The following is a 12,781-nucleotide window of genomic DNA, read 5'->3' on the forward strand; positions in this document are numbered from 1 at the left end:
GCCCGGCCCCGTTCGCGTACGGCGGCGGCTCAGGCCTCGGTGCCCTCGCCCGCCGGCGGCGTGCCCGTGAGCCCGAGCGCGGCCCTCGCCTCGGCGCCCAGGTCCTCGGGAAGGGCCTCCCAGGCGGCGTCGTAGGCGGCCCAGTAGGCGTCGGCGTCGGCCGCGTGCGCCAGCGCGCCCCAGCGCTTCGAGGCCGTGTCGAGCTCCTTGCCGAGCGCCGCGACCGGGGCCTCGGACGTGCCGGGCCAGTCGTGCTCGCGGACGCCCGCGCGTGCGCCGTCGATCGCGGCCATCAGCTCTCCGGCCCACCGCCGGTTGACCTCGAAGTCCTCGTCCGGGTCCTCCTCCGGCTCCTGCCGGCCGACGGTCTCGATCGGGTTGACGCTCCGCAGGAAGTGCTCCTGGTCGGCGGTCAGTCGGCTCGCGTCGGAGCGCACCGAGCCCGAGAACGGCTTGTCGCCGGCGAGCACGCAGGTCACCATGCGGTCGCCGAGGCGCCAGCTCTCCCTGCTGGGCTGGTAGTAGGAGGTCCCGACGTCCCGGGGGATCGCCCAGGTGTCCATCGCGTACGCGAGGTTGGCCTCCTCGCAGCGCTGCTCGGCGATGCCCTCGATCGCGGTGTCCCCGGGCCACTTGGCGATGCCGGTGAGCTCGAAGCCTCCGCTGACCTCGCCGTCGTGCGGGCGGGCGCAGTCGACGACCTCGATGTCCGTCGCGTACTCCTCGCCCTGGCTGCCGTCGGTGAAGCACTGCCCCTCGCGCAGGTCGTAGGCCGACTGCGACCGGGAGGCCTCCTCCACGCCCTTCTCGAACTCGCTCCACGCCGAGCTGAATCCGCCGGTGGCGAGGCCGAGGACGAGCAGCAGGCAGCTGAGGGCGGAGAGCACGGTGCCGGCGATGGCCAGCCCCCTGCCGGACTGGTTCCTCCGCCTGATCTGCCGGAGGGCGACCAGGCCGAGGATCAGCCCGAGGGGCGGGAGGCAGCAGACGATGCCGGAGACGAGCGAGCCGATGGCGAGCCCGTTGGTGGTGCGCCGCGGCGGCTGTCCGTAGGGGGTGGTGTGGGGCATCCCCGGCGGCCCGTAGGGGGCGTACGGCATCCCCGGTGAGGTGTACGGCCCCGGGGATGCCCATCCCCCGGGCCGCCCCGGGGGATGCGCGGGCGGCTGGCTCGGCTGAGGCTGCGGGCTCGGCTGGCTCGGCTGGCTCGGCTCCACGAGTACGGGCTCCTGTTGCGGACGGGCGATGCGAACAAACGCTCGGTCGCGCATCGTACGCAAGGGGCGGCCGCCCGCAGGCGACCGCCCCCCGTTTCACGCCGTGTACCGGACCGCAACCGTCAGAACTGCAGGGCCCAGGAGTCGATCTTCCCGGTGTCGAGGTTCGCGTTGTCCGTGACGCGCAGCTTCCAGGTGCCGTTGGCGGCCTCCGAGGAGGCGTTCACGGTGTAGGTGGTGTTGATGTTGTCCGTGCTGCCGCCGGTGCCGAAGGCCTTCAGCGTGTACGCCGAGCCGTCGGGGGCGATCAGCTGGACCTGGAGGTCGCCGATGTACGTGTGGACGATGTTCACCGGCACCTGGAGCGCGGCGGGGGCGTTGCCCGTAACGCCGCTGACGGTGACGGGGGACTCCACGGTCGCGTTGTCGTTGATCGCGAAGTCCGCGGTGTTCTCGAACTTCGGTCCCGTGGGCGGCTGGGTGGTGCCGCCGCCGACGTACAGGAGCCTGTTCGGGGATCCGCTGCCGGGGCTGGTGACGACGTTCGGCGTGGCGGCGCTCACGAGCGCCGTGGAGACCTGCGCCGGGGTCGCCGTGGGGTTGTCCGCCAGGTAGAGGGCGGCGGCGCCGGCGACGTGGGGGGTCGCCATCGACGTGCCGGAGATGGTGTTGGTGGCGGTGTCGCCGGTGCCCCACGAGGAGGTGATGGAGGAGCCGGGGGCGAAGAGGTCGAGGCCGCTGCCGTAGTTCGAGTAGCCGGCCTTGGCGTCGCTCGACGTGGTGGCGCCGACCGTGATCGCCTCGGCCACGCGCGCGGGTGAGTGGTTCGCGGCGTTGTCGGTCTCGTTGCCGGCGGCGACCGCGTAGGTGACGCCGGAGGCGATCGAGTTGCGGACGGCCTGGTCGAGGACGCTGTCGACGCCGCCGCCGAGGCTCATGTTGGCGACGGCCGGCTTGACGGCGTTCCGCGTGACCCAGTCGATGCCGGCGACGACCTGCTCGGTCGTGCCGGAGCCGGAGTTGTCGAGCACGCGGACGCCGACGATCTTCGCCTTCTTGGCGACGCCGTACGACGTGCCCGCGACGGTGCCGGCGACGTGGGTGCCGTGGCCGTGGCCGTCCTGGGCGGTGTTGTCGTTGTCGATGGCGTCGTAGCCGTAGGAGGCGCGGCCCCCGAAGTCGGTGTGGGTGATGCGGACGCCGGTGTCGATGATGTACGCCGTGACGCCCTGGCCCGCGGAGTCCGGGTAGGTGTAGCTCTGGTTCAGCGGAAGGGCCTTCTGGTCGATCCGGTCCAGACCCCAGGAGGGCGGGGAGGGCTGGGTGCCGTCGACGTGGAAGACGCGGTTCTGGACGACGGACGTCACGGCCGGGTCGGCCGCGAGCTTCTTCGCCTGCGCCTCGGAGAGCTCGACCGAGTAGCCGTTGAGCGCCGAGGTGTAGGTCCGCTTGATCTTCGCGCCGAACTTGGCGGCGACGGCCCGCCCCTGGGCGGTCTCGGCCTGGGCGGACTCGTCGAGGGTGACGAGGTAGCTGCCCGGGACGGTGCCCTCGGCCCCGGCGTTCTCGATGACGCCTTCGGGGGCGCCCGGCGCGGCGGCGGCCGGGAGGGCGGTGAGGGAGCCGAGGGCGAGGGCGGCGACGGCTATGGCCGCCGCGGTGGCGGTCCTGCGACGCGGCGCGCGCATCACTGACATGTGGGGATCCTCCTCGTGGGGGTAAGGCAGGAGCACGACATGATTCAGACATGGACATGTCAATAAGACGCGGAGACCCGCGCCGTCTCGAACGTCCGGCTGCCGAGCGAAAGATTGACTGATCCATAGGAATCACACAAGGGCTCGCACAGACCCGCAACACCCCTGCCACGCGGGTGACATGCTTCCTGTCATGACCACCTACGAGTGCCCCAGCTGCCGGATCCAGTCCCCCGTCGACGCCCTCACCTGGTGTTGTCCGAAGTGCCGCGGCCCCTGGGACCTCGTGTTCACGAGCGCGCCGGTTCCCCTCCCGTCACTCGCCTCACGCGTGAATTCACTGTGGCGTTACGCGGAAGCACTGCCTCCGCTCCCGCACGGGCCCGAGGTGAGCCTCGGCGAGGGCCGCACGCCGCTCGTCCGGCTCGACGACTCCGTCTCGGCCAAGCTCGACTTCCTCATGCCGACCCTGTCCTTCAAGGACCGCGGTGCCGCCCTGCTCGCCGCGCACGCCCGCCGCCTGGAGCCCCGCACGGTCCTCGCCGACAGCAGCGGCAACGCGGGCACCGCGATCGCCGCGTACAGCGCGCGGGCCGGACTCGACTGCGTCGTGTACGTCCCCGAGGGCACCTCCCCCAAGAAGCTGGAGCAGATCCGGGCACACGGGGCCCGGGTCGTCGAGGTGGCCGGAGACCGCGAGGCGACGGCGCGCGCCGCGCGCGAGGCCGCCGACGAGCCGGGCGTCTTCTACGCCTCGCACGTCTACAACCCGTACTTCCTGCACGGCACCAAGACCTACGTGTACGAGCTGTGGGAGGAGCTCGGCGGACGCCTCCCGGACACGATCGTCGTCCCCGTCGGCAACGGCACCCTGCTCCTCGGCGCCGCCCTCGCCCTCGACGAGCTGCACCGCCACGGCCTCGTCGACAACCGGCCCGCCCTCGTCGCCGTACAGGCGGAGGCCGTGTCCCCGCTGGCCGAGGCCTTCCACGCGGGCGCGGACGACCTCACGGGTCCGGCCGCCGCGCGCCCCACCCTCGCCGAGGGCATCGCGATCCCGGCCCCGCCCCGCGCCCGCCAGATCCTGCGGGCGGTCCGCGCGACGGGCGGTACGTTCCTGACGGTGACGGAGGACCAGATCCGCGCCGCCCAGCGGGACCTGGCCCGCCGCGGCCTCTTCGTGGAGGCGACCGGCGTGGCCTGCTGGGCCGCGGTGAACGCGGCCCCGCCGCGCCCCGGCCTCACGGTGGTGCCGCTGTGCGGCGCGGGCGCGAAGACGGGCCTGGCCGCGTGAGCCCCGGGCCGGCGCGGGCCTGACGGACGGACGGGGCGTAAACGCCTGGCCGCCCGGCGCCGTTCCCCGGCAGACTGCGCCCCATGAGCAGCAGCCGAGAGGTGACCGGCGTCGAGGCCCACGTGGCGGGCGCCGCCGGACGGGTCGTCGTGCGGGACCCCCGGGACAGCGGGCACGGCGACGTCGTGGAGCGGTACGTGATCGCCCGGGGCGAGGGCCGCCCGCGCTATCTGCGGCTGCTCGGCGGCCGCTTCCTGCAGCCCGGGCAGCAGCCGGACCACGACTTCGTCCGCCGGATCGTCGAGGACGCGGCGGCCGTCACCGACGGGGAGCTGGACGCCCTGCTCGCCTACGAGTGGCGGTCACGGTTCACGGCGGCCTGGCTGATCGGGGTGGACCGGCGGGACCGGTTCCGCGAGCGGCTCGGCGAACTGCTCCTGGCCAGCGAGGTCTGCTACGCGGGCGGGGCCTACTGCTTCGCCCTCGCCAGGTTCGGCACCCGTGCCGACGCGGAGCTCCTCGTCGCCTACCTGGACCGCTACCTGCCCCGTACCGACCTCCGGTACGAACAGCCCACGGCCCTCGGCTCCCTGCTGCGGCTCGACGCCGCCCTGGGGACCTCGTACGCCGAGCGGTTCCTCACCCCGGACGGACTCTGGGACAGGTGGCTCGGCGCGTCGTCCGGGCTGCGCGCGTCCCCCGCGTTCACCCCGGCGAACCTGCGCGGGTCGAGTGACCTCCGGTGCGACTTCGCGGACGGCTGGACCCGTCCCTGATGCCGCACCGGCGGCGCGCATGCCGTCGTACGGATCAGAACTCGTCGGCGCCGTTGCGGAGCTCGTACGTCCAGTAGCCCGTCTTCGCGGCGGCCTCGTCGACGGCCAGGCCGCCGGCGGGGGCCTTGACGACGATGCTGCCCTCGGCCGGGCCCTCGGCGGCGAAGAGGTTCACGTTGAACTCGTTCACGACCTTGTTGTCCTCGTGGACGCCGCCGAGCGAGACCCGCACGTTCGCGTAGGCGGGCGCACCGGGCTTGAGCACGATCGGCGTGCCCGGCTTGCTCTTCGCGACGGACGGGACGTCCTTGGCGGTCTGGATCGGACCGAAGGCGATGAGCGGGTACTCCAGCAGGGTGCACGAACGGCCGGAGGTGTTGGTGGCGGTGAGGACGATGTGCTCGGTCGGGACCTCGTCCGCCTTCGCCGCCGTGACCTTGATGTCGCCGTAGGCGCAGGCGCGGGCCTCGGTGGAGCTCTTGCCGCCGGTGGAGGAGCCGGTGGAGCCGGAGGCCTTCGTGGAGCCGGAGCCCTGCGTCGAGCCCGAGGCGGTCGACCCGGAGCCGGTCGAGCCGGAGCCGGTGGAGCCGGAGGCCGTGGAGCCGCCGGTCGAGCCGCCCGCGGAACCCGAGCCGCCCTTCGCGGTCGTCTGGTCCGCCGTGCCGCCGGCCGTGACGGTGGTGGACTGGGCGGAGCTCGCGCTCCCCGCGTCCTTGGCGGCGTCGTCCCCGCCGCCGCAGGCGGTCAGGCCCAGCGAGAGGGCGGCGATGGCGGCGGCCAGGACGGTGTGCTTGCGGTGGTTGCGCATGGTGGTTCTCCCCCGTTGACGCGGTCGGCCGAGGAGCGCGCCCGGTGCGCGTGCCTCGCGGCACCGTCGTGCTCTCCTCGGTGCCGCGTTCAGCTTCGCGGCCCGCGCTGCCGTCCCGCTTGCGTACCGCTAACGATTCGCTGTCAGCCGCGACAGGTGCGCCGCCGCGCGCGCCGAACCCTCCTTGAAACCGGCCGCGTCGGCCGCGACGATCGCACGTTCCAGCTGGTCGGTGGCCTCGTCGAGGCGGCCGATGCCGGCCAGTGCCTCACCCAGGGTGATCTGCAGCGAGGCCCGGATGACCACCGCGTCGGGCGCGACCAGTTCCCCGGCGCGAAGGGTGTGGGCGAGCGCCGCCTCGTACTCCTGCGCCTTCAGGCAGTGGCCCGCCAGGTGCTGGAGCGTGAGCACCTGGGTGGACGGGTGGCCGGTGCGGTCGGCGAGCGAGACGGCGTGCAGCATGAGCAGCCCGGCCCGCTCGTGCTCCCCGGTCGCGTCCAGGACGGCGGCGTGGTTGACGTACGCGATCGCCTCGCTGATCGGGTCGCCGGCCCGGGCGGCCAGGCCGGGCGCCTTCTCCAGGTGGACCAGCGCCTCGGCGTCCCGGCCCTCCTCGTGCAGGATCCAGCCGAGCAGGGCACAGGTGCGTGACTGGGCGTCGAGATCGCCGACCGCCTCGGCCGAGGCGAGCCCGGCCTCCAGGAGCGGCGTCCAGCCGTCCCCGATCCGCATGAGCATCAGCGGCCACGGGACGAGCGCGATCCGCCAGGCCCGGTCGTGCATGCCGAGGGCGGCCGCGGCGGCGACCGCGCCCTCCAGGGCGGTCCGCTCGGCCGCGTACCAGTCGAGCGCGGCCGTGCGGTCCTCGAACTCCCTGGTCGAGGCGGGCCGCCGGGCGTCGGCGGGCAGCCCGTAACAGGGCTGCGAGCCGGGCTCGGCGGCGGCGTCGGCAGCGAGGCCGGTGTACAGGTAGTGGTCGAGCAGCCGGGGCAGGCCCTCCTGGTCGGCGCCCGGGGCGACGTGGCGGGCGTAGAGCCGCACCAGGTCGTGGGGCGTCCAGCGGCCGGGGACGGCCTCGGTGAGCAGATGCGCGGCGGAGAGCCGGTCCAGGTCGGCGGAGGCCTGCCAGGGTGTCGTCCCGGCGAGCGCGCCCGCGGCGAACCGGTCCACGTCGGAGCCGGTGTGCAGGCCGAGCGCGCGGAACATCCGGGCGGCGGACTCGGGCAGTTGCTGCACGGTGAGGCGCAGCGCGGCCGAGACGCCCCGGTCCTCGACGTCCAGCAGCGCCAGCCTGCTCTGCTCGTCGGCGAGCTCGCCGACCATGGCGTCGAGCGTCCACTGCGGCCGTTCGGCCAGTCGGGCCGCCGTGACCCGCAGGGCCAGCGGGAGGCCGTCGCAGAGACGGGCGAGACGGGTGGCGGCGGCAGGTTCGGCGGCGACCCGGTCCTGGCCGAGCACGGTGGTGAGGAGGGCCGCGGAGGCGGCGGCCTTGAGGTGCCCGAGGGGTACGGGGCGGGCGGCGTCGGACGCGACGAGGCCGCCGAGCCGGTCACGGCTGGTGATGAGCGTGGCGCAGTGATCGCCGCCGGGCAGCAGCGGCCGGACCTGCTCGGAGGAGCGGGCGTTGTCGAGGACGACGAGCAGCCGCAGACCGGCGGTGAGGGAGCGGAACAGCGCACCGCGCGCGTCGACGGTCTCCGGGATCCGCTGCGGCGAGACGCCGAGCGCGAGCAGGAACTCGCGCAGGACGGCGGCGGCCTCGGGCGGCGGGGTGTCGCTGAAGCCGCGCAGGTCGGCGAAGAGCCGCCCGTCGGGGAAGTCGGCCCGCCGCTCGTAGGCCCAGTGGACGGCGAAGGCGGTCTTGCCGACGCCCGCGGGCCCGGTCACGAGACAGACCGGCCCGTCCCCGGCGCGGACGGCGCGGTCGAGGGCTGCCAGCTCGGCCGCGCGCCCGGTGAAGCCGCGCGGGGCCCGGGGCAGGCCCTCGGGCGCCGCGGCCTTGACCTCGGCGGCGGGCCGGGGCACGGAGACCGGCTCGGCGGAGCGGAGCAGCGTCGCGTACGCCTCGCTGAGGGTCTCGCCCGGGTCGACGCCCAGCTCCTCGGCGAGCAGCCGCCGCGTCCGGTGGTACCAGTCGATCGCGTCCGACTGCCGGCCGGAGCGGGCGAGCGCCAGCATCAGCGCGGCGGCCAGGGACTCGCGCAGCGGGTGGGCGACGGCCTCGGTACGGAGGACGGCGGCGGCCCTGCCGTGCTCGCCGAGCTGCCCGTACGCCTCCGCCAGCGCCTCCACCGACGCGAGGCGCATCTCCTCCAGGCCCCCGGCGGCGGCCTCCAGGGGCATGCTGTGCACCGTCCCGGTGAGCGCGGGCCCCTGCCAGTACGACAGCGCCTCCCGCAGCATCCGCACGGTGTCGGCGGGGCGGCGCTGCGCCTGGGCGAGCCCGACGAGCTCCTCGAAGCGGTGGGCGTCCACCAGTGACTCCGGCATCCGCAGCACATAGGCGGACCCCTGCGTGGCGAGCTCGACCCCGTACGCCTCGGCCCCGCGCTCGGCGAGCAGCGCCCGCAGCCGCGAGACGTGCCCCTGGAGGACGGTCTTGGCGTGCGTGGGCGGCTCCTCCTCCCACAGGGCGTCGATCAACTGACCGACGTTCACCGCGGTGTTGGGCCGCAGCAGGAGCATGGCGAGCAGACTGGACCGCTTGGCGGGCCCCAAGGCTACGTCCCCGTCCTCCGTCACCAACGCGACGGAGCCGAGCAGCCGGAACTCCACCAGTACACCTCCGCGATCCGTTCCCCCCGTTCCGAGGAAACGAGGATACGCGGGGCCACGAGCCGCCGGCCGTGCGCTCCCCCCTGCCCGAAACGACAAGACCGCCCCCGTCCCGTCATTCCCCGACGTCAGACGGCGAAAGCCGCCACGGAGACGGCCACCGCGTCGATCGGGACCGATGAGTCGCTCATGGCCGAATGTCAGGTGGGTGGCCGGTTGCGGCGCGGCACGTCGCCGAAAGCTCGACCAGCGCAACCGAGTCAGCACGGGGACGCAGAAGGGGTCGGACTCACGCGAGTCCGCCCCCTTCCGAGCTGCAGACGCTTCGACTACACGTTGAAGCGGAACTCCACCACGTCGCCGTCCTGCATGACGTACTCCTTGCCCTCCATGCGGGCCTTGCCGGCCGCGCGGGCGTCGGCGACCGAGCCCGTTTCGACGAGGTCGGCGAAGGAGATGACCTCGGCCTTGATGAAGCCCTTCTGGAAGTCGGTGTGGATGACACCGGCCGCCTCGGGGGCCGTCGCGCCCTGCTTGATCGTCCAGGCGCGGGATTCCTTCGGGCCGGCCGTCAGGTAGGTCTGGAGGCCGAGGGTCGCGAAGCCGACGCGGGCGAGGGTGGCGAGGCCGGGCTCCTCGGCGCCGACGGACTGGAGGAGCTCCATGGCGTCCTCCTCGTCGAGCTCGGCGAGGTCCTGCTCCAGCTTGGCGTTGAGGAAGATCGCCTCGGCCGGGGCGACCAGGGCGCTCTGCTCGGCCTTGAAGGCGTCGTCCGTCAGCTCGTCCTCGTCCACGTTGAAGACGTACAGGAACGGCTTGGTGGTGAGGAGGTGGAGGTCGTGCAGGAGCTCCGCCTTCTCCGAGCCCTGGACGATGCCCTGCGAGAAGAGCGTGTCGCCCTTCTCCAGGATCGCCTGGGCGGCCTCGACGGCGGCGACCTTGGGCGCCGTGTCCTTCTTGATCCGCATCTCCTTCTGGAGGCGCGGCAGGACCTTCTCGATCGTCTGGAGGTCCGCGAGGATCAGCTCCGTGTTGATCGTCTCGATGTCGTCCTTCGGCGAGACCTTGCCGTCGACGTGGACGACGTTCTCGTCCTTGAAGGCACGGATGACCTGGCAGATCGCGTCCGACTCGCGGATGTTCGCGAGGAACTTGTTGCCGAGGCCCTCGCCCTCGCTCGCGCCGCGCACGATGCCGGCGATGTCGACGAAGTCGACCGTCGCCGGGAGGATGCGCTGGGAGCTGAAGATCTCCGCGAGCTTGGTCAGGCGGGCGTCCGGGACGCCGACGACGCCGACGTTGGGCTCGATCGTGGCGAACGGGTAGTTGGCCGCCAGCACGTCGTTCTTGGTCAGGGCGTTGAACAGGGTCGACTTGCCGACATTCGGCAGACCGACGATTCCGATCGTGAGCGACACGGTGGCGACTTCCTGAAGTGTGGATGGTGGGCCGATCCCCCAGTTTACGGGCGGGCCGAACCGGCCAGTGACGCCGACCTTCGGTCGTTCTGAGGGGCAACGTCACCCAAAGGGCGTGTCCCGGACCCGGTTCCCGCCCCCTTCCGACCTACGTTGGTCGTGTGGAGCAGCACAGGACAAGTCAGCCGCAAGGCCGCCGAAGGCCGCAGAACCCCGCCACGCCGCCGGTCGCACCGCCCGGCGCGCTCGTGGAGGGGGCGGCCGTCTACCGCGTGACCGGCAGAGCCGGCCGCGCGCGCGTGGAGCGGGCCGCCGCGGCCGCAGCGGGTGCGGCCGCCGCCCCGGGTGCCGCCGGGGCGGCTCCGGCCGGCCGCGGTTCCGGGCGCCCCGCCGGGCGCCGATCCGTGCCACCGGTGGTCCTCGCCCTGCGCCGGCTCCCGTCGCCCCGCCTCACCGGGCTCGGCGCCGGGCTCTTCGCCTCGGCCGTCATGCTCGCCCTCGGTCTTCTCGACCAGCTGCTCCTCGACGGCTCCGCCGTCGTCTACGGGCTGCTGTTCCTGCCGGTCAGCGCCCTGACGGCGCTCTGGGTCCGGACCGCCGACCTGGTCACCGCCCCGATCGGCGTCCCCATCGCGTTCGCCGTCGGCGTCGTCCCCATCGCGGGCGGCACGGGCGGCTTCGGCGGCCAGGCCATGGCGGTGGTGACGGCCCTCGCCGTGCACGCCGGGTGGCTCTACGGCGGCACCCTGGTCGCCGGTCTCATCGCGAGCGTCCGCAAGGTGCGGGACATGGGCCGCCGCCACCAGCGCGCCACCGCCCGGACGGCTTCCGGGGGCGGCGCCGGTTCCGGCGAAGCCCCGGGCGTGCGCCCCCGGGCGGCGGGGCGCAGGCCGGTGACGTAGCCGAGGGGTACGTCGGCGGCGGGGCGTCCTCAGGCCGCTCCCGCCGCCATTCCCGCGCCCACGATCCCCGCGTTGTTCTGGAGTTCCGCCGGGACGATCTCCGCGCGGATGCCCTCGATCAGGGGCAGGAACTTGTCCGCCTTGCGGCTCACGCCGCCGCCGATGATGAACAGCTCCGGCGAGAAGAGCATCTCCACGTGCGCGAGGTACTTGCGCAGCCGCCGGGTCGCCCAGTGGTCCCAGCTGAGGTCCTCGTCCTCCTTGGCCTTGGTGGAGGCCCGGGTCTCCGCGTCGTGGCCCTTGAGCTCCAGGTGGCCGAGTTCGGTGTTCGGGACGAGCCGGCCGTCGACGAAGAGGGCCGAGCCGATGCCCGTACCGAGCGTCAGCAGGATCACCGTGCCCTTGCGGCCGCGGCCGGCGCCGAAGGTCATCTCCGCGACCCCGGCCGCGTCCGCGTCGTTCAGGACGGTCACCGGGAGCCCGCCGAGCCGGTCGCTCAGCAGGGTGCCCGCGTCGACACCGATCCAGGACTTGTCGACGTTGGCGGCGGTACGGATCGTGGAACCCGTCACGACGCCCGGGAAGGTCACCCCCACCGGCCCCGTCCAGCCGAAGTGCGCCACGACCTCCGCGACGCAGCCCGCCACACCGTCGGGTGTGGCGGGCTGCGGGGTCAGTACCTTGTGGCGCTCCTCGGCGAGCACGCCGTGCTTCAGATCCACGGGGGCGCCCTTGATGCCCGAGCCGCCGATGTCCACTCCGAAGACGTTCATGGACCCACGGTAAGGGCTGGCGCGCCGCGCTACTCCTCGACGGAGGAGACGGGGCCGGCCGCCGCGAGCTTCTCGGCCTCGGCCCGCAGGTCCTTGTTGCGGAGCTCCTTGGGCAGCGAGAAGGTCAGGGACTCGTCCGCCGTCTTGACGATCTCCACGTCCGCGTAGCCGCGCTCGGCGAGCCACTCCAGGACCTCCTGGACGAGGACGTCCGGGACGGAGGCGCCGGAGGAGAGGCCGACGCTGGTGACGCCCTCCAGCCAGGCCTCGTCGATCTCGCTGGCGAAGTCCACCAGGTACGCGGCGGGGACGCCGGCCTGCTTGGCGACCTCGACCATGCGGATCGAGTTCGAGGAGTTCTTCGAGCCGACGACGATCACCAGCTCGGCCTGGCCGGCGAGCTCCTTGATCGCGATCTGGCGGTTCTGCGTGGCGTAGCAGATGTCGTCGGAGGGCGGGGAGATCAGCTGCGGGAACTTCTCCTTCAGCGCGTCGACCGTCTCCATCGTCTCGTCGACCGAGAGCGTGGTCTGGGAGAGCCAGACGACCCGGGAGGGGTCGCGGACCTCGACCTTGGCCACGTCCTCGGGGCCGTCGACCAGCTGGATGTGGTCGGGGGCCTCGCCGGAGGTGCCGATGACCTCCTCGTGGCCCTCGTGGCCGATGAGGAGGATGTCGAAGTCCTCCTTGGCGAAGCGGACGGCCTCCTTGTGGACCTTGGTGACCAGCGGGCAGGTGGCGTCGATGGTCGCGAGGCGGCCCGCGCGGGCCTCCTCGTGGACGGTCGGGGCGACGCCGTGCGCGGAGAACATCACGATGTTGCCGGGCGGCACCTCGGTCGCCTGGTCGACGAAGATCGCGCCCTTCCGCTCCAGGGTCTGGACGACGTACTTGTTGTGGACGATCTCGTGCCGGACGTAGATCGGCGCCCCGTACTGCTCCAGGGCCTTCTCCACGGCGATCACGGCACGGTCCACGCCCGCGCAGTAGCCGCGGGGGGCGGCGAGCAGGACACGCTTCGGGCGGTTCGTCGCGGAGGCGGAATCGGGCGTCGGCGCGGGCGTTGCAGTCATGCGTCCCATCGTAAGGCCGCGTCGGTGAGGGCTTGGAGCGGCGCCGTG

Annotated in this window: 10 protein-coding genes; 3 read left to right on the forward strand and 7 right to left on the reverse strand. The window is 73.3% G+C overall.

Annotated elements, in window-relative coordinates:
• Positions 1–29: 29 nt before the first annotated feature.
• Both ABTY59_RS00785 and ABTY59_RS00790 read right to left on the reverse strand, forming a co-directional pair.
• On the reverse strand, positions 30–1,100 hold the full coding sequence (locus tag ABTY59_RS00785; RefSeq protein WP_352016744.1) for a DUF4190 domain-containing protein: 1,071 nt from the start codon (positions 1,098–1,100) through the stop codon (positions 30–32).
• 239 nt (positions 1,101–1,339) lie between these two features.
• Positions 1,340–2,914 (reverse strand): S8 family peptidase, encoded by a 1,575-nt coding sequence (locus ABTY59_RS00790; RefSeq protein WP_352016745.1) that lies wholly within the window; start codon positions 2,912–2,914, stop codon positions 1,340–1,342.
• 181 nt (positions 2,915–3,095) lie between these two features.
• Between ABTY59_RS00790 and ABTY59_RS00795 the strand changes: the two genes are divergently transcribed.
• Both ABTY59_RS00795 and ABTY59_RS00800 read left to right on the forward strand, forming a co-directional pair.
• A complete protein-coding gene (locus ABTY59_RS00795; RefSeq protein WP_352016746.1) occupies positions 3,096–4,208 on the forward strand; it encodes a threonine synthase in 1,113 nt (370 codons plus the stop codon).
• A gap of 83 nt (positions 4,209–4,291) precedes the next feature.
• Positions 4,292–4,984, forward strand: coding sequence for a DUF6000 family protein (locus ABTY59_RS00800; RefSeq protein ID WP_352016747.1), 693 nt, complete (start codon positions 4,292–4,294; stop codon positions 4,982–4,984).
• A 34-nt stretch (positions 4,985–5,018) separates the two neighbouring features.
• Here ABTY59_RS00800 and ABTY59_RS00805 read toward each other — a convergent pair whose 3' ends face one another.
• The 3 genes from ABTY59_RS00805 to ychF form a co-directional block, all read right to left on the reverse strand.
• Positions 5,019–5,792 carry a DUF4232 domain-containing protein gene (locus tag ABTY59_RS00805; protein ID WP_352016748.1) on the reverse strand — a complete coding sequence of 258 codons (774 nt, stop codon included), beginning with the start codon at positions 5,790–5,792 and terminating at the stop codon, positions 5,019–5,021.
• A gap of 129 nt (positions 5,793–5,921) precedes the next feature.
• A complete protein-coding gene (locus ABTY59_RS00810; protein ID WP_352016749.1) occupies positions 5,922–8,567 on the reverse strand; it encodes an AfsR/SARP family transcriptional regulator in 2,646 nt (881 codons plus the stop codon).
• Between the two features lie 329 nt (positions 8,568–8,896).
• Entirely contained in the window at positions 8,897–9,985 is a 1,089-nt protein-coding gene (gene ychF / locus ABTY59_RS00815) for a redox-regulated ATPase YchF (protein WP_030320605.1), read from the reverse strand.
• A 161-nt stretch (positions 9,986–10,146) separates the two neighbouring features.
• On the opposite strand from ychF, the gene ABTY59_RS00820 reads away from it, so the two are divergent.
• Positions 10,147–10,887 carry a DUF6542 domain-containing protein gene (locus ABTY59_RS00820; RefSeq protein ID WP_352016750.1) on the forward strand — a complete coding sequence of 247 codons (741 nt, stop codon included), beginning with the start codon at positions 10,147–10,149 and terminating at the stop codon, positions 10,885–10,887.
• A gap of 29 nt (positions 10,888–10,916) precedes the next feature.
• Here the strand turns inward: ABTY59_RS00820 and ppgK are convergent, their stop codons facing one another.
• Positions 10,917–11,660: a polyphosphate--glucose phosphotransferase gene (gene ppgK, locus ABTY59_RS00825; protein ID WP_352016751.1), complete on the reverse strand. Its 744-nt coding sequence runs from the start codon at positions 11,658–11,660 to the stop codon at positions 10,917–10,919.
• A 29-nt stretch (positions 11,661–11,689) separates the two neighbouring features.
• The gene (locus ABTY59_RS00830) at positions 11,690–12,742 is read right to left on the reverse strand and encodes a 4-hydroxy-3-methylbut-2-enyl diphosphate reductase (protein ID WP_352016752.1); all 1,053 of its coding nucleotides are present in this window, start codon (positions 12,740–12,742) and stop codon (positions 11,690–11,692) included.
• Between the last annotated feature and the right edge of the window lie 39 nt (positions 12,743–12,781).

Origin of the sequence: Streptomyces sp. NPDC096079 (assembly GCF_040303145.1) — a bacterium.
Lineage (GTDB): Bacteria > Actinomycetota > Actinomycetes > Streptomycetales > Streptomycetaceae > Streptomyces.